At 69.0% G+C, this 20,506-nt stretch carries 19 protein-coding genes; 12 read left to right on the forward strand and 7 right to left on the reverse strand.

The genetic code is table 11. From position 1 onward, the window contains the following. Positions 1–293: 293 nt before the first annotated feature. Entirely contained in the window at positions 294–710 is a 417-nt protein-coding gene (locus AB0B96_RS32380; protein ID WP_362904872.1) for a VOC family protein, read from the forward strand. 59 nt (positions 711–769) lie between these two features. Here AB0B96_RS32380 and AB0B96_RS32385 read toward each other — a convergent pair whose 3' ends face one another. Both AB0B96_RS32385 and AB0B96_RS32390 read right to left on the reverse strand, forming a co-directional pair. Further along, positions 770–1,093: a nuclear transport factor 2 family protein gene (locus AB0B96_RS32385; RefSeq protein ID WP_362904874.1), complete on the reverse strand. Its 324-nt coding sequence runs from the start codon at positions 1,091–1,093 to the stop codon at positions 770–772. A 255-nt stretch (positions 1,094–1,348) separates the two neighbouring features. Further along, on the reverse strand, positions 1,349–2,179 hold the full coding sequence (locus AB0B96_RS32390) for an SDR family NAD(P)-dependent oxidoreductase (RefSeq protein ID WP_362904876.1): 831 nt from the start codon (positions 2,177–2,179) through the stop codon (positions 1,349–1,351). 58 nt (positions 2,180–2,237) lie between these two features. On the opposite strand from AB0B96_RS32390, the gene AB0B96_RS32395 reads away from it, so the two are divergent. Continuing rightward, positions 2,238–2,894: a TetR/AcrR family transcriptional regulator gene (locus AB0B96_RS32395; RefSeq protein WP_362904878.1), complete on the forward strand. Its 657-nt coding sequence runs from the start codon at positions 2,238–2,240 to the stop codon at positions 2,892–2,894. Positions 2,895–2,973: 79 nt separating this feature from the next. Here AB0B96_RS32395 and AB0B96_RS32400 read toward each other — a convergent pair whose 3' ends face one another. Next, positions 2,974–3,708, reverse strand: a complete 735-nt coding sequence (locus tag AB0B96_RS32400; RefSeq protein WP_362904880.1) for an SDR family oxidoreductase — start codon at positions 3,706–3,708, stop codon at positions 2,974–2,976. 77 nt (positions 3,709–3,785) lie between these two features. Here AB0B96_RS32400 and AB0B96_RS32405 point away from each other — a divergent pair, with 77 nt between their 5' ends. Beyond that, positions 3,786–4,427 carry a TetR/AcrR family transcriptional regulator gene (locus AB0B96_RS32405; protein WP_362904882.1) on the forward strand — a complete coding sequence of 214 codons (642 nt, stop codon included), beginning with the start codon at positions 3,786–3,788 and terminating at the stop codon, positions 4,425–4,427. A gap of 139 nt (positions 4,428–4,566) precedes the next feature. Here AB0B96_RS32405 and AB0B96_RS32410 read toward each other — a convergent pair whose 3' ends face one another. Next, on the reverse strand, positions 4,567–6,228 hold the full coding sequence (locus AB0B96_RS32410; protein WP_362904884.1) for an alpha-amylase family protein: 1,662 nt from the start codon (positions 6,226–6,228) through the stop codon (positions 4,567–4,569). Between the two features lie 116 nt (positions 6,229–6,344). On the opposite strand from AB0B96_RS32410, the gene AB0B96_RS32415 reads away from it, so the two are divergent. The 5 genes from AB0B96_RS32415 to AB0B96_RS32435 all read left to right on the forward strand — a co-directional run bounded on the left by AB0B96_RS32415 (position 6,345) and on the right by AB0B96_RS32435 (position 12,683). Continuing rightward, the gene (locus AB0B96_RS32415) at positions 6,345–6,734 is read left to right on the forward strand and encodes a hypothetical protein (RefSeq protein WP_362904886.1); all 390 of its coding nucleotides are present in this window, start codon (positions 6,345–6,347) and stop codon (positions 6,732–6,734) included. Positions 6,735–6,943: 209 nt separating this feature from the next. Continuing rightward, positions 6,944–9,220: a protein translocase subunit SecD gene (gene secD / locus AB0B96_RS32420; RefSeq protein WP_362904888.1), complete on the forward strand. Its 2,277-nt coding sequence runs from the start codon at positions 6,944–6,946 to the stop codon at positions 9,218–9,220. A gap of 329 nt (positions 9,221–9,549) precedes the next feature. Then, positions 9,550–9,906, forward strand: a complete 357-nt coding sequence (locus AB0B96_RS32425) for a four-helix bundle copper-binding protein (protein ID WP_350945704.1) — start codon at positions 9,550–9,552, stop codon at positions 9,904–9,906. Between the two features lie 283 nt (positions 9,907–10,189). Next, the gene (locus AB0B96_RS32430) at positions 10,190–10,405 is read left to right on the forward strand and encodes an EF-hand domain-containing protein (protein WP_362904891.1); all 216 of its coding nucleotides are present in this window, start codon (positions 10,190–10,192) and stop codon (positions 10,403–10,405) included. A 601-nt stretch (positions 10,406–11,006) separates the two neighbouring features. Beyond that, positions 11,007–12,683, forward strand: coding sequence for a hypothetical protein (locus tag AB0B96_RS32435; RefSeq protein WP_362904893.1), 1,677 nt, complete (start codon positions 11,007–11,009; stop codon positions 12,681–12,683). A gap of 22 nt (positions 12,684–12,705) precedes the next feature. On the opposite strand, the gene AB0B96_RS32440 is transcribed toward AB0B96_RS32435, so the two are convergent. Then, complete coding sequence (locus tag AB0B96_RS32440; protein ID WP_362904895.1) at positions 12,706–14,016, reverse strand: hypothetical protein; 1,311 nt, start codon at positions 14,014–14,016, stop codon at positions 12,706–12,708. A gap of 482 nt (positions 14,017–14,498) precedes the next feature. On the opposite strand from AB0B96_RS32440, the gene AB0B96_RS32445 reads away from it, so the two are divergent. Continuing rightward, complete coding sequence (locus tag AB0B96_RS32445; RefSeq protein WP_362904897.1) at positions 14,499–15,245, forward strand: HAMP domain-containing sensor histidine kinase; 747 nt, start codon at positions 14,499–14,501, stop codon at positions 15,243–15,245. 87 nt (positions 15,246–15,332) lie between these two features. On the opposite strand, the gene AB0B96_RS32450 is transcribed toward AB0B96_RS32445, so the two are convergent. After that, entirely contained in the window at positions 15,333–17,189 is a 1,857-nt protein-coding gene (locus AB0B96_RS32450; RefSeq protein WP_362904899.1) for a DUF4118 domain-containing protein, read from the reverse strand. 175 nt (positions 17,190–17,364) lie between these two features. Here AB0B96_RS32450 and AB0B96_RS32455 point away from each other — a divergent pair, with 175 nt between their 5' ends. Then, entirely contained in the window at positions 17,365–18,024 is a 660-nt protein-coding gene (locus AB0B96_RS32455) for a response regulator transcription factor (protein ID WP_362904901.1), read from the forward strand. A 95-nt stretch (positions 18,025–18,119) separates the two neighbouring features. Here the strand turns inward: AB0B96_RS32455 and AB0B96_RS32460 are convergent, their stop codons facing one another. After that, complete coding sequence (locus AB0B96_RS32460; protein ID WP_362904903.1) at positions 18,120–18,485, reverse strand: response regulator; 366 nt, start codon at positions 18,483–18,485, stop codon at positions 18,120–18,122. A gap of 234 nt (positions 18,486–18,719) precedes the next feature. On the opposite strand from AB0B96_RS32460, the gene AB0B96_RS32465 reads away from it, so the two are divergent. Then, positions 18,720–19,352: a helix-turn-helix domain-containing protein gene (locus tag AB0B96_RS32465; protein WP_362904904.1), complete on the forward strand. Its 633-nt coding sequence runs from the start codon at positions 18,720–18,722 to the stop codon at positions 19,350–19,352. Positions 19,353–19,476: 124 nt separating this feature from the next. Beyond that, positions 19,477–20,289, forward strand: a complete 813-nt coding sequence (locus AB0B96_RS32470) for an SAM-dependent methyltransferase (protein ID WP_362904906.1) — start codon at positions 19,477–19,479, stop codon at positions 20,287–20,289. Positions 20,290–20,506: the final 217 nt, after the last annotated feature.

The following is a 20,506-nucleotide window of genomic DNA, read 5'->3' on the forward strand; positions in this document are numbered from 1 at the left end:
TTGTACACGGTGAGCTTCTCCCTCTGGACGCTTGGCCCCTTTTAGGCACTGCCTGACATGAAAACGACGATGCGCAGCATATGCGCATCGGGAGATGTCCTCACATCCGGGCCGACCGACCCCCGCGACGGGGCGCGGCAAACCGGGGCACGCCGCCTCGGGGGGAGCGCCACAAGGCGTTACGCCCCGGCGAGAAGGCGAAACACCGGCCAACGACCCGGGCCGCGGGAATGCCGGACGCCGGTGGTCGTGCTGTCGTGGTCGAGAGATCCGCGATCACCCTGGGAGCCGTCATGACCGTTCGAGAGCTGCGCCTGGTCGTCACCGCCGACGACTACGACGAGGCGTTGCGCTTCTACCGCGACGTGCTCGGCCTGCCCGAGCGGGCCGCGTACTCCTCGCCCGACGGCCGGGTGACGATCCTGGAGGCGGGGCGGGCCACCCTGGAGATCGCCGACCCGTCGCAGGCGGAGTTCATCGACCGGGTCGAGGTGGGGCGGAGGGTGGCCGGGCACATCCGGGTGGCGTTCGAGGTGGACGACTCGCCCGCCGTCACCGCCGAGCTGGCCGGGGCCGGCGCCACGGTGATCGCCGAACCCGTCCGGACCCCGTGGAACTCGCTCAACTCCCGCCTTGAGGGTCCGGCCGGGCTCCAGCTCACGCTCTTCACCGAGCTGGGAGAGGCCGCCGACCCCCAGGAAGCCCGCTAAGGCCTGTCTGACAATTCAAAATGGCGGAGCCAGAGCATGACGGATGCCGGGGTGACGAGTCAGACGGGGTCGATCGCGAGGTCGGTGACCTGGTCGTTTTTGATGCCGAACACGAACGCGAAGGACAGAGGCCCTCCGGGGAACTCACCGTCCCCGGAGGCCACCAGACGGTCGCCCGCGAACGAGGTCGGCGTGATCACGATCTTGGGGTTGATCAGGTGCCCCTGGATCCACTCGCGGATCTCGGCCTCGCCGGCGTAGGTCGTCCCGTCATCGCGCACGGTGGCCCCGTCGCCGAAGACCGCGGCCAGCGCGTTGGCGTCGTGCGCGTTGGTGGCCGCGATGAAGTTCTCGACAGCCTTGGGAAGGGTGATGTCGTCCATTTCTGCTCTCCGGTCTTCTCGGGTGCCAGGACGCGGGCGCGTCCTGGTACGTCCCTGCAGCACCTCAGCAGCACAATGACGATGCGGGCGGCGACCCGCCGCACGCCGTGCAGCGCGGTGACCGGCTCGAGGTGCCGAGCAGGGGTCAAGTCGGCATAGACATGCGCGGGGCGCATACTGATGAAGGCTTCGTCGGGTCGGTTGTGTGGTAACTCAACCCACCCCGACGAGGCTCCTCACGTTCTGGCAACAGGCTTAGAAGTCCGCACCGCGCGAGAGCTTTTCGTTCGCGCGCAGCTCCACGAGTGCGTTCTCGTGCATCGCAACAACGACGTCGTAGCCAGAGTTGCCGAGCACGATCCGTTGCGGCGGAACGGGTGCGTTCATCGCGCTGATCACGGCCTGCACTCCGCGTTCAGGGTCACCTTCTTGCTTGCCGTCATGTTCCACGAACGCCGCCTTGACGCCCTCGACCAGCGGCACGTAGGCGTCGACGGTCTCGTTGACGGGCTCGTTCTGGAAGCCGGCGAAAGCCTTGGTGCGGAACGCTCCCGGCTCTACGACGAGCACGCGCACACCGAACGGCTCAATTTCATGGCGCAGTGTCTCCGACAGTCCTTCGAGCGCGAACTTCGCCGCCGAGTAGTAGCCGAAACCCTGTGCGCCGACGAGGCCTGCCACCGACGACATGTTCACGATCCAGCCGTCGCCGCGTGCCCGCATACCAGGCAGGACCGCGCGTATCACCTCGACCACGGCGAACAGGTTGAGGTCGAACGTGCGGCGGATCGTCTCGTCGGGGGCCCCCTCGACCGAGCCGAACCAGCCACGGCCCGCGTTGTTGACGAGCACGTCGATCCCGCCGAACCGCTCCTCTGCCGTCTTGACCGCCGCACGCACCTGCTCGGCATCGGTGACATCGAGCTGGAGAACCAGCACACGGTCGCCGTGCGGTTCAGCCCATTCCTGCAGTTCAGAGGGCCGACGTGCTGTCACCACCACCTGATCGCCCTGTTTCAGTGCAGCCTCGGCATAGACCAGGCCGAACCCTCCGGGTGTCCCGCCAGTGACGAACCAAGTCCTCATGGACTTCTCCTCTCGCTATAGCGGGCAATGTAGCGCTATATAAGCTACTGTAGCAAGCATGCAGAACGCACGGGATCGACTCCTGCTCGTCGCGGCGGAGTTGCTGGAGGGCGGCGGCACGGTGTCCACGAGGGCGGTGTGCGAACGCGCCGGGGTGCAGGCCCCGACGCTGTACCACCACTTCGGCAGCAAGCAGGGCCTGATCGACGCCGTACTGAACCACGGCTTCACCCAGTACACCGCGGTCGAGAGCTCTGGCGACCCGCTGGACGACCTGCGCGAGGGCTGGGACAGGCACGTGCGGTTCGGGCTGGAGCACCCGTCGTTCTACGGGCTGCTTTACGGCCGCGCCGAGCCGGGAAAGCCCTGCGCCGTCACCGCTCCCGCGCACGCCGCGTTGCGCGAGCGGTTGACCGCCGCCGCCGCCCAGGGCCTGCTCAAGGTGCCGGCAGACGAAGCCGCCGAACAGGTGCTTGCCGCCAACGTCGGCATCACGCTCACCTTGATCAGCCAGCCGGAGCCGGACTTCAGGCTGTCCGGACGCGTCCGCGAGGCCGCGCTGGCCGGAGTCCTGCACACGCCCTCCGCCGACGCCCCCGCGACCCGTGCGAGCGCCGCACTGACGTTGCGTGCGCTGGTCGGCAACGACCCGGGCGACCTCACCCCTGGCGAACGCGCGCTGCTCGGCGAGCTGCTGGACCGCCTGGCCCGCTAGAGCACGCGGTGTTCCTCAGAGGGGCCGCACGACCTCGTCGCTCTGGACGCGCGGCCCCGCACGTGGGGCCGGGCGGAGCTCAGAGGACGGCGCCACCGGTGGCGTCGATGGTGGTGCCGGTCACCCAGCGGGCGTCGTCGGAGACGACGAAGGCGACGACGTCGGCGATGTCCTCCGCTACGCCGACCCTGCCGAGGGCCGTCAGTTCGGCCGCGTAACCCTCGGCTTCGAGGTTGCCCCGCAGCCAGCCCGCGTTCATGTCGGTGTCGGTGAGGCCCGGCGAGACCGAGTTCACCGTGATCCCGCGCGGACCGAGTTTCTTGGCCAGCGTCCGGTTCAGCGTTTCTATCGCCCCCTTCGTCGCGACGTAGGCGGCGATATCGGGGGAGGCGATCCTGGTCACACCGGAGCTGATGTTGACGATGCGCCCGCCGTCGCGCAGGAGTGGCAGTGCCCGCTGGATGATGAAGAACGGCGCCCTGACGTTGATGGCGAACATCCTGTCGTACGCCTCGGGCGTGGTCTCCGCGATGCCCGCGCGAATGACGATCCCCGCATTGTTGACGAGGATGTCGAGCCCTTCCACCTCCTTCTCCAGGGCGGTGAAGAGCGTCTCCACGTCCCCCTCCACACCGAGCTCCGCCCTGACCGGGAAGGCCTCTCCCCCGGCCTCGGCGATCGCCGTCACGACGTCCCCCGCCGCCGCCTCGTCCCTGGCGTAGTGGACGGCCACCCGCACCTTCTCGCGTCCGAGCCGCAGGGCGATCGCCCTGCCGATTCCCCTGCTCGCGCCCGTCACCAACGCGGTTCTCACATCGCCTCCCATTTTTAGCGATCGCTACAAAACGGAACCGTAGCAGGGTTTTTTAGCGATCGCTATACAATGCTCCGGTGAGCAGGAAACGAGCCTTCGACCGTGACGCCGCGCTGGAGACGGCGATGCTGGAGTTCTGGCGGCACGGCTACGAGGCCACCTCCATCGCCTCCCTCACCACCGCGATGGGCATCCGGCCGCCCAGCCTGTACGCCGCCTTCGGCGACAAGCGACGCCTGTTCGACGAGGTCGTCGCGCGCTACCGAACGCATGACTTCGCCCCGGCGGCACTCGCCGAGGAGCCGACCGCGCGGGCGGCGATCGCCAGGATGCTGCGTCAGGCCGCGATCGACTACGCGGACCCCAGCCATCCGCCCGGCTGCCTGGTCATCAGTGCGGCGGTCAACGTCGGCCCGGAGTCGGCCGACGTGCGGGAGACGATGCGCGAGATCAGGGAGGGCGCCAAGTCGGCGATCGCGGCACGCATCGCCTCGGACGTGGCGGCGGGCCTGCTACCCCAGGACACCGACGTCGGAGCCCTGGCCATGTTCTACGCGGCCACGATCCAGGGCATGTCCACCCAGTCCCGCGACGGCGCGACCCGGCAGGAGCTGGAACGGATCGCCGAGCTCGCGATGCTCGCCTGGCCCGGGGGACGGGAAGGGGAACGCGGCGGAGAGCGCCACGGGGAGCGGGAGGTCGAGCGGAAAGGGAAATAGGACGGGAAACGGGACAGCGAGCGAGCCGGCCCGCAGAACGGCGAGCAAGCCGGGGACCGGGACGGCCCGCAGGACGGCGAGCGGGCCGTCCCGCAGGACGGCCACCCCGGACGTGGTCCGAGGTGGTCTCCCGGTCGGGTCACTCGCTCTTGACCGAGGTCTCCTCCGGCGCCGCGTCACGGAGGGAGGTACGGAGCCAGCGGGTGCCGTACGGCTCCAGGGTGAACTTCACCCGGCCGTCGGCGGGCAGATCGAGGGTGCCGTCCACCAGCAGGTCGACCAGCTTGTCGCGGTCGCCGAGACCTTCGAGCACGAGATCCACCTTCGCCTCGCGGTCGGCGAAGTTGTGGACGGCGACCACGGTGCCGCGCTCGGCGTCGGCCCGGTGGGCCAGCACCGCCGTGTCACCGGCGTCCAGGATCTCGTACTTCCCCCAGGCCAGCTCGGGCGACTCCCGGTAGCGCTCGATCAGCAGCATGATCCACTTCAGCAGCGAGTCCGGGTCGCGGCGCTGGTCCTCGACGTTGACGTTGCGCGGGCCGAACTTGCCGGCGGGCGCGGAGACCTTGGTCTTGGGGTTGGGCGAGAAGCCGCCCTTCGCCGACCACTGCATCGGGACCCGGACCGCCATCCGGCCCTCGGCCTTCAGGTTCTCACCGAGGCCGATCTCCTCGCCGTAGAAGAGCACCGGTGTGCCCGGCAGGGAGAACAGCACGCTGTAGGCCAGTTTGATCCGCCGCATGTCGCCGCCGAGCATCGGCGGAACGCGACGGCGCAGGCCCCGGTCGTACAGCTGCATGTTCTTGTCGGGGCCGAAGGCGTCGAAGACCTCGTGCTTCTGCGCCTCGGTGAGCTTGTCCAGGGTCAGCTCGTCGTGGTTGCGGACGAACATCGCCCACTGGGAGTCGTCGGGCGGGTCCGGCCGGTCGCGCAGCGCGTCGGCGAGGGCTTCGGGGTTCTGGCGGGCCATCGACAGGTAGAAGCGTTGCATGGCGATGAAGTCGAAGCACATGGTGACCTCGTCGCCGTTCCCCGAGTCGCCGAAGTACTTCAGCAACTCCGGGTAGGGCAGGTTCACCTCGCCCAGCAGGATCGAGGAGCCGTCGCGGCGGTTCATGAAGGCGCGCAGGTCGGCGAGGAACTCGTGCGGGTCGCCGCTGATCTCCTCGATCAGGAACGGCACCGCGTCCACCCGGAAGCCCGACAGGCCGAGCTCCATCCAGAAGCCCACGATGCGCGCGATCTCGTCGCGGACCTGCGGGTTCGCCGTGTTCAGGTCGGGCTGGGTCTTGTAGAAGCTGTGGTAGTAGTACTGGCCGGTCTTCTTGTCCAGCTCCCAGAGGCTGTCCTCCTTGTCGGGGAAGACGATCGCCTTGGGATCGACGGGGTCGGGCTCGTCCTGCCAGATGTACCAGTCGCGCTTGGCGGAGTCGCGGCTGGAGCGGGCCTCCTTGAACCAGGGGTGCTCGTCGGAGGTGTGGTTGACCACCAGATCGGCGATCACCCGCATCCCCCGGTCCCTGGCGGTGCGCATGAACTCCACGAAGTCGCCAAGGGTGCCCAGCCGGGGATCGATCGCGTAGAAGTCGCTGACGTCGTAACCGTCGTCGCGGCTGGGGGTGGCATAGAACGGCATCAACCAGATGCAGGTCACCCCGAGCCGGTCCAGATGGTCGATCTCCTGGGTCAGGCCCCGGAAATCACCGATGCCGTCACCGTTCCCGTCCTTGTAGGTCTCCACGTCCAGGCAGTAGACGACGGCGTTCTTCCACCACAGATCAGCTGTATAGGTGAGGCGCATGCGTCCGCACTACCCTCCCTTGACCTTTTTATGAGACAACGCCGACACTGGGTCGACGTCGATGAGATCGCGGGGCCTCCGACACGTTACGGTGGACGGATGGCCAGGAGGAGATCATGCGACAGCTGAGGCGCGGCGCGCCCTTCGGCTGGCTGCTCGCCCTCCTGCTGCCGATGCTCGTCTCCGGAGGGCTGAGCGGGGGCGGCGCCGCCGTCCTCCTGCGGCACTCCACCGTCGCCCAGGTCTCCGGCGAGCACCAGCGGCCCTCCCGACCGGTCTCCGACGTCGGGCACAGGAACGCCCTCGTCTCCGGTCTCTCCGTCGCGGGGATCGGCCTGCTGGGGGGCGGGGGCGGCCATCCGCTCGCGACCCCGCCGTCCGACCTCCGGCACCTCTCCCTCGCCACCGGCCGGAGCACCCGTCCGGCCCGCGACGACGACACCCGCCCGCTCGCGGCCCTGCTCGTCAGGCCGGGGCGCGCACCGCCCGCCTCCACCGTCGGCTGAATCGTCCCGGAGCCCCTCCGGGCCTTTCGCCGTACCGGGAGAACGCCTTTCCTTCCCCTGAGGAGCCGAAGGCCGCCCTTTCGAAGGTCGTCCTTCCGAAAGGCCGTCGCGCCTGGAAAGCGCTGCTCCCGTACGCGAGACATGCCGACGTCCACGAAAAGGCACCTCCGGCATTCCCGAGGACAATTTCCCAGCCTGTGGAGGCTTCCATGTCGCGTGCCCCGGTGGTACGCGCGGTGGCGGCGTTCGCCGTCATCGCCACCTCGCTGTTCATCGCTTTGACCATGTCGCCGCGCCTCGGTCTCGACCTGCGCGGCGGTACCCAGCTCGTACTGGAGACCCAGGACTCACCGACCGTCAAGGCCGACGCGGCGGCCACCGACCGCACCCTTGAGGTGCTCCGCCGCCGGGCCGACGGCCTGGGCGTCGCGGACGCGCCGCTGGCCCGCTCCGGCGAGCGGCGCATCATCGTGGAACTGCCGGGCGTGCAGGACCCGACCAAGGCCGCCGAGGTCATCGGCAAGACCGCGCAGCTCACCTTCCACCCCGTCATCGCCGTCCCCAACCCCGCCGACGAGACCAAGCCCAAGGACGGCGAGCTGATCCTGCCCGACGAGGACGGCAGCCCGCTGCACGTGGGACCGGCCGCGCTCACCGGTGACGGCGTCAGCGACGCCCAGGCGGGGATCGACGCACAGCAGGGCAGCGGCTGGTTCGTCACCGTCGACTTCCGCGACAACGGACGGGCGGAGTGGGCCGAGCTGACCGGCCAGGCCGCCTGCAACCAGCCGGGCGACCCCAAGCGCAGGGTCGCCATCGTGCTCGACTCCAAGGTGATCGTCTCACCCCAGGTGAACGAGAGCGTGGGCTGCAACGTCGGCCTAGCCGGAGGTTCCACCCAGATCACCGGCACCTTCACCGCGGAGGAGGCCGCGGACCTCGCTCTGCTGATCAAGGGCGGCTCGCTGCCGGTGCCCGTCGAGATCGTCGAGCAGCGGACCGTCGGCCCGACGCTCGGCGCCGCCGCGATCACCGCGAGCGCCCAGGCCGCGGTCATCGGCATCATCCTCACCGCGCTGTTCATCATCGTGATCTACCGGCTGGTGGGCCTCATCGCCGCCTTCGCCCTCGCCTGCTACGCGCTGATCTCGTACGCGGCGCTCGTGGGGCTCGGCGCCACACTCACCCTGCCGGGACTGGCGGGCTTCGTGCTCGCGATCGGCATGGCGGTCGACGCCAACGTGCTGGTCTTCGAGCGGGCCCGCGAGGAGTACGAGGCGGAGCCGGGGCTGCGGGGCTCGCTGGAGAAGGGCTTCCGCAACGCCTGGAGCGCGGTGGCCGACTCCAACATCACCACGCTGCTCGCCGCCGGACTCCTGTTCTTCCTGGCGTCCGGCCCTGTACGCGGTTTCGGCGTCACGCTGAGCATCGGCGTGATCGCCTCGCTGATCACCGCGATGGTCATCACCCGCGTCATCGCCCAGTGGGCAGTGTCCCTCCAGGGCGTGGCCGCACGGCCCAGGATGACCGGCCTGTCCAGCATCGGCCGCGTCCGCACCTGGCTGAACACGCACAAGCCGGACCTGATGGGCCGCCGCGCGCTGTATCTCCTGGTCACGTGCGTGCTGGTGACCGCCTCCGTGGCGGGAGTGGCGGTGCGCGGGATCAACTTCGGCGTGGAGTTCACCGGGGGCAGGCTCGTGGAGTACTCCTCGAGCACCCCGATGACCGCCGACGCCGCCCGCGCGCTCGTCAGCGAGGCCGGATTCCCCAACGCGGTGGTGCAGACCTCCGGCGACGACATCTCCGTAAGGACCGGACAGATCAGCCCCGCCGAGGTGGTGCGGATCGAGAACGCGCTGGAGAGCCAGGGCGCGCAGGTCACCAAGGAGCGCGACGAGCTCATCGGGCCGAGCCTCGGGGACGAGTTGCGCCGCAACGCGCTGATCGCGCTGGGGGTCGCGCTCGCCGCGCAGCTCGCCTATCTCGCCTTCCGGTTCCGCTGGACGTTCGGGCTGGCGGCGGTGCTCGCCCTCGCCGCCGACGCGGCGATCGTGATCGGCGCGTTCGCGTGGATGGGCAAGCCGGTGGACGGGGTGTTCCTCGCCTCGATGCTCACCGTGATCGGCTACTCGGTCAACGACAAGGTGGTGGTCTTCGACCGGGTCCGCGAACTGTGGGGAGCGCGGCCGAAGGCCTCGTTCGCCGAGGTGACGAACACCTCGATCCTGCAGACGATCCCCCGTACGGTCAACACCGGCCTGGGCGCATTGTTCATCCTGGCCGCGCTCGCGGTGCTCGGCGGTGACTCGCTCACCGACTTCGCGGTGGCGCTGCTGATCGGAATCGTCGTCGGCACGCTCTCCTCCGCGCTGGTCGCGGGACCGATCGCCATCGAACTGGAGAAGCGCAGCCCCGGCACTCCGCCCGCGCCCAAGCGGAAGGGGCCGGCCCGGCCTCGCGAGGGTTCGGGCGCGGTGGTCTGACAACGGCGATCCGACAGCGGCGTATCCGACAGCGGCGCCCCAACCGGGGCGATCCGACCGGGAGCAGACGGCGGAGGCCAGGGAACGGAGGCCGGAGGCCAGGGAACGGAAAACGGAGGCCGGGCGGCGGTCCGAGCACGATGCTCGGGCCGTCGCCCTCCTTTTCCCGTTAATCCTACAAATTAAGGGTGAATTCATACACAAAACTATTTCCATCTGCGGCTAAAGGCGGAACTCCCCGGCGAGCAGAGGTATTCGGCAGGGGCACAACCCTGTTGCGACACCTTTGGCCGTCAAAACGATGCCGGTCACGAAAACGGGGAGAAAGTATGAGTCACGCGGTGAAGATGAGCCCTCAGATGCAGAAGTGCATCGATGCCTGCATGGAGAGCCACAGCCGTTGCGAGCAGACCATGTCCTACTGCCTGAGGCAGGGGGGTCAGCACGCCGACATGGCGATGATGGCCCCGCTCATGGACTGCTCCGACATAACCCGTATGTGCGCGGACATGATGATGCGCCAGTCGCCGATGGCGATGGAGATGGCCGCGATGTGCGCGAAGGTCGCGAGCAAGTGCGCCGAGGCGTGCATGTCCATGAACGGCGACGCGATGCTGAAGGAGTGCGCCAACGCCTGCCGGGCATGCGCCGAGGCGTGCCAGGCCATGGCCGGCGCACGGGCCTGAACCTTCCCCCTCCCTGCCCTTACCGGGCCGTCCGACATCGACATCCGCATCACCCGCGCGGCCGATGTCCGTACCGGCGCCCATACCTGCGTCCACGCCGCAGGTATGACGCCGTCGGAACGCGGCACGACGTGATGGGACGCGGTCTCGAAGGGGGCGCCGCCGATCGAATCGGCGGCGCCCCTTTCCGCGTGAATACTCCGCTTTCCAGCGGAAGACGCGCCTCGAATCCCGCTAGTGTGCTTGGCGTCTGATTTCCCTGCTGCCGAAGGCGGATGCAATCGTGGCGGACGACTACGCGACAACTTTCAAGATCGTTGATGTTGACGGTGACGGCCTCATCTCGATCCCCGAACTGACGAGACTCATGGAGGTGCTCGGCCAGCCGATCACCCCGGAGGCGGCCGCTGCGGCCGTCGCCAGGATCGACCAGGACGGCGACGGCCTCATCTCCCTGGAGGAGTTCGCCGGCTACCTCGCCCAGACCCGGCCGAGCTGACCTTCCACCCCCGATCCGAACACCTCACCGAACCGACCTGAGCACTCGGGCCCGCCCCGGACGCCTCAGGCCGAGTCGGCCCCGGCATCCCGGAGCCGATCCGGAGCCGACCCGGGCACCGGACCCCGGATCGGCCGGCGAACCGGATCCGATCGAGGCCCCACCCCATCCGGGCAGGGGCACCCCGATCGGATCCGGTCCCGCCGTTTCCACCCCCGCCCTCCCGTCTCACCCCGGCCCTCCCCCCTCGGCCCCGCGCCGGCCTTCCCCCCGCCTTCACCGCCGTTCCCGTCGCCGACCTGGTGGCATGTTGACGCGCCATTGACCTGGCAATAACTTTGGGTAGTCATATGAGCGCAAGGCGTAGCGAAGGCTCGGGTTGACGTGTGAACACCGATGTTCCCGAGTGGTTTTCGCACGCCCATCCCTTTCCAGAAGGTGATCTCGCGTCTCACGCGTGAGGTCGTCCGGTCGCCACGATCCGCGCTTCCGCTCGCTTCCCGTCACATCCCGGCCAAAAGCGATCCGGCGGCTCTCGCCCGACCGCCTCAAGAGCCGGCCCTGCCGGGAAGCCTCACAGAGGAAGAGGGCAGAAGCAGTAATGAGGAGCGCATCCAGCGGCAGCGCGGGGAGTGCGCCGCATGACTCGCGTGGGGCCAGGCATCCGGTGACGATCATGGCCGAGCAGATGACCGATCTCTTCCTCGACCTCGGCTATCACGTCGTCGAGGGGCCCGAGGTCGAGGCCGAGTGGTTCGCCTTCGACGCACTCAACATGGACGACGGCCACCCCGCCCGCGCCCCGGAACGCGCCTTCCACATCGAGAACCCCGCGGGCTCCGGCCGGAGGTCGGGCCTCCTGCTGCGTACGCACACCTCACCGGTGCAGGTGAGGGCGATGCTCGGCACGCCCCCGCCCCTCCGGGTGATCTGCACGGGCCGCGTCTTCCGCCCCGAGGCGGCCGACGTCACCCACAGCCCGGTGTTCAACCAGGTCGAGGGCCTCGCCGTCGACGTGGGCCTCACCATGGTCGACCTGAAGAAGACCCTCGACCACTTCGCCGTCTCCATGTTCGGCAGGGGCACGGCGATCCGGCTCCGCGCCCGCCGGTTCGCCTACGCCGACCCGTCGGCCGAGGTGGACGTGGAGTGCGCCGTCTGCCGTGACCTCCCGAAGGAGGACCCGGCGAGGGCGCTCCGGGAAGGGGCCACCTCGGATCCGTGCGGGACGTGCGGCGGAGAGGGATGGATCGGGTGGGGCGGGTGCGGCATGGTCCATCCCCGGGTGCTGGCCGCCTGCGGTATCGACCCGCACAGATACGGCGCCTTCGCCTTCGGCATGGGCATCGAGCGCACGCTGATGCTCCGGCACGGGCTGAAGGACATGCGCGACGTCGTCGACGGCGACATCCGCTTTCCCCTTCAGATGGACGGGTTCGCCCCCGGCAGGTCGCGGCCCATGCTCCTTCCCCTGGACAGGGTCACGAACACGGCGATGACGCGGGCCGTTCCCGCCGCGCGGGCCGTGCCCGACATGGAGATCATCCCGTTGGCGCGCGGCGGTCACCGCGCAGGGAGCACCCGAAGACGGGAGGCCGGTGGAGGGCTGCCCCGGTCACAGGACCTGCGGCGGCGGATCGGGCACGCGCTGGCGAGAGCGGGATACGTCGAGACGCCCGGTTTCCCCTTCGTCTGCGACGCCGCCTGGGACGCCTTCGGCCTGGCACCCGACGATCCGCGCCGCGCCACGCTCACGCTCACGAACCCGATCAGCCCGCACGAGCCGTCGCTGCGCACCACGCTTCTCCCCGGACTGCTCACGACGCTCGGCCTGAACCTCAAACGGGGAAACCTCGTCCCCGCGCTCTTCGAGCAGGGAGTGGTCTTCGCCCCCCTCACGAGCGACGCCCCTCCGCCTCGCCCCCGCGCGGACCGCCGCCCCACCGGCGCCCAGCTCGACGCGCTGGCGTCCGCGATTCCCGCCCAGCCCAGGCACCTCGCCGCCGCCCTCACCGGCGAGTCGTCGTGGGCCCGCGCGGTCGACGCCGCGCGTACGGCGGCGCACGTCATGGGGGCCGGGCTGGTCACCCGGCCCACCGAGTACGCGCCCTGGCTGCCGGGACGCTGCCTGGAGCTCCTCGTCGGCGAGGCCGTGCTGGGCCATGCGGGCCAGCTGCGCCCCGGTACGGTTCAGGCGCTGGGCCTGCCTCCCGGGACGAGCGCGATGGAGATCGACCTCACCGCCATGGAGCATCTCGCCGATCTCGGGAGAACGTGACGCGGGAAAGGGCCGCGACGCGTCAGGCGGTCTTGAGATAGATCTGGCCGAAGACCTCGGAGAGCTTCTTGAGGTCGGCGGCCATGTCCGTCTCGGGGTTGGCCGGGTTGTAGACGGCGGCGAGGCGGCGCTGGATCGGGGCGAGCTTCTTCAGCTGGTCCCAGGCGGTCAGCCTCTTCATGGTGCCCTGGGCGTCCTGGACGCTCGTCCACACGTTCACCTGCTGGGCGGCGTTGTCCTTGACGGGCACCGAGAGCCGGGAGACGACCTTCTCCGCGGTCACCTCGCCGACGATCCCGGTCTCCTCGGCGGCGACCTGGGCGAGAACGTCCCACGACCGGGCGCGGACCTGGATCCACTGGTTGAGGTGGGCCTGCTCGGCGTTGATCTTCCAGGCGTCGTAGCCGCCGTACAGCAGGCCGGTGTCCAGGGAGATCTGGTCGACGCGGCCCGCGATCAGGGGAGACTCGATCTTCTCGGGGGTGAGCAGCGGGTACCGCTTGCGCATCTCGGCCTTGCAGGTGTCGTTCGCGCCGCAGGCGAGCTCGGGCACCACCGTGTGGATGCCCAGCCGCTTGCCGGGCGCGGCCTGGCGGAGGGCGTCGGAGGCCGCGGTGACGAACGCGGCGACCTCCTCGTTCGTGGTGAAGGTGGTGTTGTAGCCCAGCTGGGAGGTGAACCGGATGCCCGCGACCTCGGGGCGCGCGGCCAGCGCGCCGATGCGCTTGACGGCGGCGGTGAAGGTCTCGGTGCCCGCCTTCCAGTCGTCGGCCAGTTCGGTGTCGATCCAGACCCTCAGCTGCAGGGCCTTCGCCGCGGTGATCGCCTGGCCGGCGGGGGTGAGCGCCGCGGCCGCGACCGCGGGGTCCTGGACGTTCTTGGCGGTGGAGGCGCCGGTCTGCTCGGCTCTGGAGGGCGTGCCGTCGCCGCCCTCACCGTGTCCGTCGACCGAGCACGGCTGCCCTTCCTCACACTCGGGAAGGCCACCCTCTCCGGCCCCTTCGGGGAAGGGGGAGTTCTCGTCGCCCTCGGCACCGCCACCGGGCGGCTCCGGGCAGACCGAGCCGGCGGCCGAGCAGTCGATGAACTTGCCGTCGCTCGGGGTCGCCTCCTTGAGGTTGGCGTTGTCGTCGGCCCCCCAGAACAGCGCGACCCCGAGGGCCTCTTCGGGCTTGGCCAGCCAGTGGCAGACGACGTAGGCCGGGGTGTCGGGTCCCATCGTGTCGTTACAACTGCGGGGATCGTCCTGCGAGTACGCGGCCGCGGGGGTCATGACACCGACGAGCGCGAGCGTGGCGCCCGTGGCGAGGGCCCGGCGCAGTGTAAGTCGCATGGTCTGAACTCCCCGGCAAACTGGACAAAACGATCGACCCGCACTTTACCCAGATCACGGTGGACCCGACAGCCCCGGTCAGGGAATCATCAGCATTCCGATATATCCCGTCGAACCCATACCAGCCATCACACCGGACACCCCCGTCGCACCGGCGTGGACCGATCTCGGCCTCGCGCGGCGGAACGTCCCCGCGAGAGGACCCGGGTATTACGGCTAGCGGGAATGCCCGGAGCCCGGTGGCATGGGGTGCCGAACGGAGGCTGCCAGCGCAGACGGCGAGCGACGAGCCCGGTAATGATGATGACGTGGGTAACTGTCCAGAGCGGGAGGACTCCCCCGGCCGTCAAGCCGTGGGTGAGAGACTCCACCGCCGTCGACGAAAGAGCACTCCTCGACGCATACCGAAACGGACTCTCATGTCGCCGCCTGCCAAGGATCTGAGCAACGGATTCCACGGCCTTCCAGGGGCAGATGAGATCATGCATCTCGCACTGGCGACCGGCAATCTGTTGAACCGGCTGGAAAGCGCCAGAAGCAGAATCGATCATTCATTGACCCAGCAGCGCCGCTTCGTGTCCGACGCCTCGCACGAGCTTTTCACGCCGATCGCCGGGCTTCGGACACTCCTGGAAGAAGCACGGCTACACCCCGACGAGACGGAGTTGGACGAGCTTCTGGACGACGCGCTGGAGGGCGTCGGCCGACTCCAGACGATCGTCACCGACCTGCTGGTGCTGGCCAAGGTGGGGGCGAACCCTCCCGACTCGTTCGTCAACGTGGATCTGGCGGAAATGGTCCGCGCCGCGGTCTCGCGGCACGAAAAGGGCGTCCCCGTACGGCTGCGGCTCGTCCCCGGCGTGCGGGCGAACGTCGTCGACGTGGAGATCACCCGCCTCCTCACCAATCTCCTGGACAACGCCCAGCGCCATGCCAGGAACGCGGTGCTGATCGAGGTGCGCAAGAACGGCCGGTACGGCGAGCTCGCGGTCGCCGACGACGGTGACGGCATCGCCGCCGCCGACCGTGAAAGGATCTTCGAGCGGTTCACCCGCCTGGACACGGCACGCTGCCGCACCCGGGGAGGCACCGGACTCGGCCTCACGATCGCCCGTGACATCGCCACGGCCCATCGGGGAACCATCGACGTGGAGGACTCCGCCATGGGCGGCGCGCGTTTCGTCCTCCGCCTTCCGCTCGCCGATCACCAGGTGTCCGAACACCTCTGACGCCGGGCCCGATCTCCCTCCGCCCGTCACCGGCGAGCCGCGTTCGCCCTTCGGCACCGTCATGAAGGCGTCGTCATGAAGGCGTCGTCATGAAGGCGTCGTCACCACCGGCACCGTCACCGAGAGCGCTGTCCCCTCCCCCTCCTTGCTCACGACCTTCAGCTTGCCGCCGAGCGTCTCGACGCGGTCCCTGAGCCCGATGAGCCCCGACCCCTTGCCGTAGTCGGCTCCCCCGCTTCCGTTGTCGCGGACCGAGAGCCGGATACCCGATCCGTTCATGCCCAGGGTGACGTACACCACGGAGGCGTTCGCGTGCTTCACCACATTGGTGAGCGCCTCCGCCGCCGTGTAGTAGACGGCCGCTTCGACGCGCTCCGGCAGGCGCGGGACGGAGGCGAGTTCGAGATCGACGGGAACGGCGGAGCGGCGCGCGAGCGTCTTCAGCGCGGGCACGAGCCCGCCCTTCGAGAGGATCGCCGGGTGGATACCGCGTGAGAGCTCCTGCAGATCGTTCACGACCCCGGTCAGTCCGTGGACCGTGTGGGAGATCTGCTTCCTCAGCTCCGTCATCGACGGGGGAACGCATGCCTCCATGGCGCGCAGTTCGAGCCCGAGCGAGACCAGGCGCTGCTGGGCTCCGTCGTGCAGGTCGCGCTCGATGCGGCGGCGGGTCTCGTCGGACGCGGCGACGACCCGGGCACGGGAGGCGGCGAGATCGGCGCGGGTCTGGGCTTTCATGATGGCCGTACCGACCAGTTCGGCGAAGTCCGCCAGGCGTTCCTCCATCTCCTCGAACTTCGTCTGCGAGGTGGTGGAGAAGATGAGCAGCCCGCCCCACAGGCTCCCGTCGACGATCACGGGAGCACCCATCCCCGCGACGATCCCTCCCGCCTTCGACCACTGCGCGATCGGCCCGTCGCCCTTCACGTAGTCGGTCCTTCGTGCCGGACGCCCCGTCCTCAGCATGATGGCCGTGAGGCTCACCTCGTCGAGCGGCCACTCCGAGCCGATGGGCAGCGTCTTCTCCAGGCAGTCCTGCCGGCTCCACGAGCCCACCACCGTCACGTGGCCGGGGTCGTAGCGAGTGATCGCCGCGTGCTCCGCCTCCATGAGGGAGCCGACCTCGAAGGCGACCGCGCTGAACAGCTCCGTCGAGGAGATGCCCTGCGCCGCGAGTGTCGCGACGCGCCGCAGCGCCATCTGCTCCTCCGCGATCCGGCGGAGCTTGTCACGGTTCGCCGCCAGGGCGATCCCGGTGTTCTCGCGATCACGGGCCGCCAGCAGCAGCGCCTCCAGGGAAGGCACCATCCGCTCACGCAGGCGCCTTCGTACGGCTTCGGGAAGGCGGGCGGGCAGGAGCAGCGTGCCGGTCCTGACGTCGTTCTCCATGAGCGGTATCGCCTCCCCTCCCTCCTCCGCGGGCACCGCCCCGAGCCGGATCTCCGCGTTCGGCGCCTCCATGGCCTCCGCCAGCAGACGCGAGGCCGGTGGCAGCGCCGCCCGCAGATTCTCCGCGCGCAACAGGATGTGGGCCAGCCGGGTGGAGAGGTCCGCCTCGCGACGACGTTGCTCCGCCCGGATCCCCAGCGAGCGTGCCAGTGCCGCGATCGCGCTGGTCGCCAGCGCGACGACGATGAAGATCGGGAGCGGGGCCCAGAGCCAGCGCGTCTCGAGCGCGAAGCTCCCCGGGGGCGGAAGGTTGAAGTAGTCGAAGGCGGCGGCGCTGGCGACCACGGTCACCAGTCCCAGTCCCAGCCCCCACTCAAGCGAGATCAGCAGAACACCGAGAAGATAGATCCCTCCCAGCGAAATACCCGGAGCCACGTTCTCCATGAGAATAGACAGCAGGGCTCCCGCCGCGACACTCAGGACGACACAGATGATCCCCGCCGAAAGGGGTGGACGCTTTGTGCGCAGCAACACCGACAACAGCCTTTCCGGCATAGAGACTAAGATACTCGCATGTCGGAGAGGAGTGACGGCTCCTGTACGGTCGAATTCCGGTCTGGCCGCGCATAGACGGCTACCCGGAGCGACAAAGGAATAAATCCTTTGATCTCGTATGACCATTTCTGTAACAAGAATGCGGCGGGGAGACAGCGGAGAAGAGGCGAGAGCGGTGAGCGAAGATCGAATAAGGATAGCGCTGGCGGACGACGACGTGCTTTTCCGCGAGGGGATGGCGAGCCTCATGGCGCGGTCGGGCCTGGAGGTCGTCGGCCAGGCCGGAGACGCGGAGGGGATCCTCGCCCTCGTCCGGCTGCACCGACCCGATCTCGTCATTCTCGACATCCGGATGCCTCCGACCCACACCAACGAGGGCCTTGACGCGGCGCGGGTGATCCACGAGGAGTTTCCCGAGACGGGGATCCTCCTGCTGTCGGCACATGTCGAGGTGGAGGAGGCGATGGAGCTTCTCGCGACGGGACATCGGGTCGGCTACCTGCTCAAGAGCCGGGTCACCGGCGTGGAGGACTTCGTGGAGACGCTTGAGCGCATCGCCCAGGGCGGCTCGGTCGTCGATCCGAGCCTCGTGAAGGAGCTCATCAGGTCCCATCGCAGGGACGACCCGCTGGAACTTCTCACGACGCGTGAGATGGAGGTCCTGTCCCTGATGGCCGAGGGGCGCTCCAATTCCGGCATCGCACACAAGCTCTGGATCACCGAGGGGACAGTCGAGAAGCACGTGCACAGCATCCTGTCCAGGATGCAGATCCCGGGGACGGAGGACGACCACCGCCGCGTTCTCGCCGTGCTCACCTTCCTCGACTCCCGCTGAGAGGTCATCGGCGAGGACGTCGGCCACAAAGCACGACGTCACCTGTGACCATGCCTCCGCGTCTCCGTACCGCAGAGACCGCAGAGGTCCTCTCCTTAGCGGGCCTCTTGGAGGATCTCCCGGATCGCCGCCCCGGAAAGGGCTGATTTCGAGAGGAACGCGACGGCGGGACTGCCCGCGATCATCTCTTCGAAGTCCCTTTCCTCGTACGTCGAGATCAGGATGACGTGCGGAGGGCGGCGGCGACCGTTCACAAGCTGCTGAGCCACCTCGAAGCCGTTCTCCTCACCGAGATCGATGTCGACGAGCGCGACATCCGGCCGGGCGTCGTCGACCTGCCGGAGGGCGTCGCCGCTCTCTGCTGCCATGCCGACCACAGCGATCCCCTCCCCTTCGAGCAGCGCGCGGGCGGCACTGCGGAAGTGATCGTTGTCGTCGACGATGAGACAGCGTATGGCCACACATCAAGGATGTCAGGGGGAGGACTCCCTGACATTGCAGCTAGCGGGCAAATCCGGTGCGGGAGTGCTTCTACGGTCGACCGGCTCCCGCCTCCTGCCGGGATGCCCGTCCCGCAAGGAACCTCCGGCCCGCACCGGGGTGGCGGCGATGATCGCAGCGTGGTTCCCGTCCAACGGTCATCCCGGATACCGAGCGATAATCGGGACATGCTTCCAGCCCAGTGGGCCTCCTAGATGCCGGCCGAATCCTCGCAGACCCTGGAGCGCGGCCTGCGCCTGCTGCGCCTGCTCGCCGACGGACGGCGGGGTCACACCCCCACGGAGCTGGCGGCGGAGCTGGAGCTGAGCCGCCCGGCGGTGTACCGGCTGCTCACCAGCCTCCAGAACGAGGGCTTCGTCCGCAGGGACGGTGGCGGACGCGTCCACCTGGGCTTCGGGGTCCTCGTCCTGGCCCGTGCCGTGCAACCGCTGCTGCGGGAGGGCGCTCTCCCCGCCCTGCGCGGGCTGGCCGAGGAGGTGGGGGCGACCGCGCACCTCACGGTGGCCGAAGGCGACGACGGCCTCGCCGTGGCGGTGGTCGAACCCTCCTGGACGAACATGCACGTCGCCTATCGCGAGGGCTCCCGCCACCCGCTGAGCCGGGGTGCGGCGGGACTGGCCATCCTCGCCCTGCGCGAGGGCCACACCGGCTATCTGCTCTCCGAGGGCCAGCTCCAGGAGGGGGCGAGAGGCATCGCCGCCCCGGTGACCGGTCTCCCCTGGCTGGAGGCGTCGGTGGGCGTGGTCGCCTTCACCCGGCTCGATCCGGACACCGTGGGGCCCCGGGTCGTCGCCGCCGCCGAGGAGCTGTCCGCCTCGCTGACCTGAGGTTTCCTCATCTCAGGTCAGCTAAACAATCAAATAAATAGACAAATGCGGACAAGAACGGCACAGAACCGGCAAGATGGCAAAATAGGATCTTCCTTCCCTTGCATCAGAGAAAGAGCAGGCCGTGTCCGACGAGACCTCCCCGCACGATGCCTCCACGATCAACTCCAGCGTGGCCCACTCCGCCCGCATCTGGAACTACTGGCTCGGCGGCAAGGACAACTACGCCATCGACCGCGAAATCGGCGACCAGTTCGTCGGGATTTTTCCTGACATCGTCGATATCGCCCGCTCGTCCAGAGCGTTCCTCTCCCGCGCCGTCGAGTACATGGCCGGTGAGGGCGGCATCCGCCAGTTTCTCGACATCGGCACCGGGTTGCCCACCGTCGACAACACCCACCAGGTCGCCCAGCGGGTCGCCCCGGACGCGCGCATCGTCTACGTCGACAACGACCCCATGGTGCTCACGCACGCCCGCGCCCTGCTGACGGGCACCTCCGAGGGTGCGACCGAGTACATCGACTCCGACCTGCGCGACCCCGACAGGATCCTGGAGGCCGCCGGGAACACCCTGGACTTCGACAGGCCCGTCGGGCTGATGCTGATGAACATCCTGGGTCACATCACCGACATCGACGAGGGACGGGCGATCACCCGCCGCCTGCTCGCCGCCCTGCCCTCCGGCAGCTACCTGGCGGTGGCCGACGGCACCAACGTGATCCGGGGCGTGGAGTTCGAGAAGGCCATCGCCATCTGGAACGAGGCCGGCTCGGTCCCGTACACCCTCCGCAGTCCCGAGCAGATCGAGAGCTACTTCGAAGGGCTGGAAGTGGTGGAACCCGGCGTGGTCTCGTGCCCGCTCTGGCGTCCGGGGCCGTCGATCGTCGGCGGCCTCCGCGAGGTGGACGAGTTCTGCGCCGTGGGACGCAAGCCCTGAGCACGCCCTGCCCAAGCGAGCCCTGAGCACGCCCTGCCCCTCAGGGCCGCCGGACCGCGGACGACCGCGCCACGGGCGGCCCTGACACGTGGCACCTTCCGTGCCCCTCGGGGCCGCCGGACGACGGGCGACCGCGCCACGGGCGGCCCTGACACGTGGCACCCTCCGCCGGGTTCCGCCGAACCCACGGGTATGGTGAACGGCGGTGCGCCGGGAA

Source organism: Streptosporangium sp. NPDC049046, assembly GCF_040649155.1.
Classification (GTDB): Bacteria; Actinomycetota; Actinomycetes; order Streptosporangiales; family Streptosporangiaceae; genus Streptosporangium.

What these genes read in the sequence shown, in the direction of transcription:
- AB0B96_RS32380 (WP_362904872.1), top strand. Translation starts at nt 294, where the DNA reads ATGACCGTTCGAGAGCTGCGCCTGGTCGTCACCGCCGACGACTACGAC.
- AB0B96_RS32465 (WP_362904904.1), top strand. Translation starts at nt 18,720, where the DNA reads ATGCCGGCCGAATCCTCGCAGACCCTGGAGCGCGGCCTGCGCCTGCTG.
- AB0B96_RS32385 (WP_362904874.1), bottom strand. Translation starts at nt 1,093, where the DNA reads ATGGACGACATCACCCTTCCCAAGGCTGTCGAGAACTTCATCGCGGCC.
- secD (WP_362904888.1), top strand. Translation starts at nt 6,944, where the DNA reads ATGTCGCGTGCCCCGGTGGTACGCGCGGTGGCGGCGTTCGCCGTCATC.
- AB0B96_RS32435 (WP_362904893.1), top strand. Translation starts at nt 11,007, where the DNA reads ATGAGGAGCGCATCCAGCGGCAGCGCGGGGAGTGCGCCGCATGACTCG.
- AB0B96_RS32450 (WP_362904899.1), bottom strand. Translation starts at nt 17,189, where the DNA reads ATGCCGGAAAGGCTGTTGTCGGTGTTGCTGCGCACAAAGCGTCCACCC.
- AB0B96_RS32440 (WP_362904895.1), bottom strand. Translation starts at nt 14,016, where the DNA reads ATGCGACTTACACTGCGCCGGGCCCTCGCCACGGGCGCCACGCTCGCG.
- AB0B96_RS32445 (WP_362904897.1), top strand. Translation starts at nt 14,499, where the DNA reads ATGCATCTCGCACTGGCGACCGGCAATCTGTTGAACCGGCTGGAAAGC.
- AB0B96_RS32415 (WP_362904886.1), top strand. Translation starts at nt 6,345, where the DNA reads ATGCGACAGCTGAGGCGCGGCGCGCCCTTCGGCTGGCTGCTCGCCCTC.
- AB0B96_RS32410 (WP_362904884.1), bottom strand. Translation starts at nt 6,228, where the DNA reads ATGCGCCTCACCTATACAGCTGATCTGTGGTGGAAGAACGCCGTCGTC.
- AB0B96_RS32425 (WP_350945704.1), top strand. Translation starts at nt 9,550, where the DNA reads ATGAGTCACGCGGTGAAGATGAGCCCTCAGATGCAGAAGTGCATCGAT.
- AB0B96_RS32395 (WP_362904878.1), top strand. Translation starts at nt 2,238, where the DNA reads ATGCAGAACGCACGGGATCGACTCCTGCTCGTCGCGGCGGAGTTGCTG.
- AB0B96_RS32390 (WP_362904876.1), bottom strand. Translation starts at nt 2,179, where the DNA reads ATGAGGACTTGGTTCGTCACTGGCGGGACACCCGGAGGGTTCGGCCTG.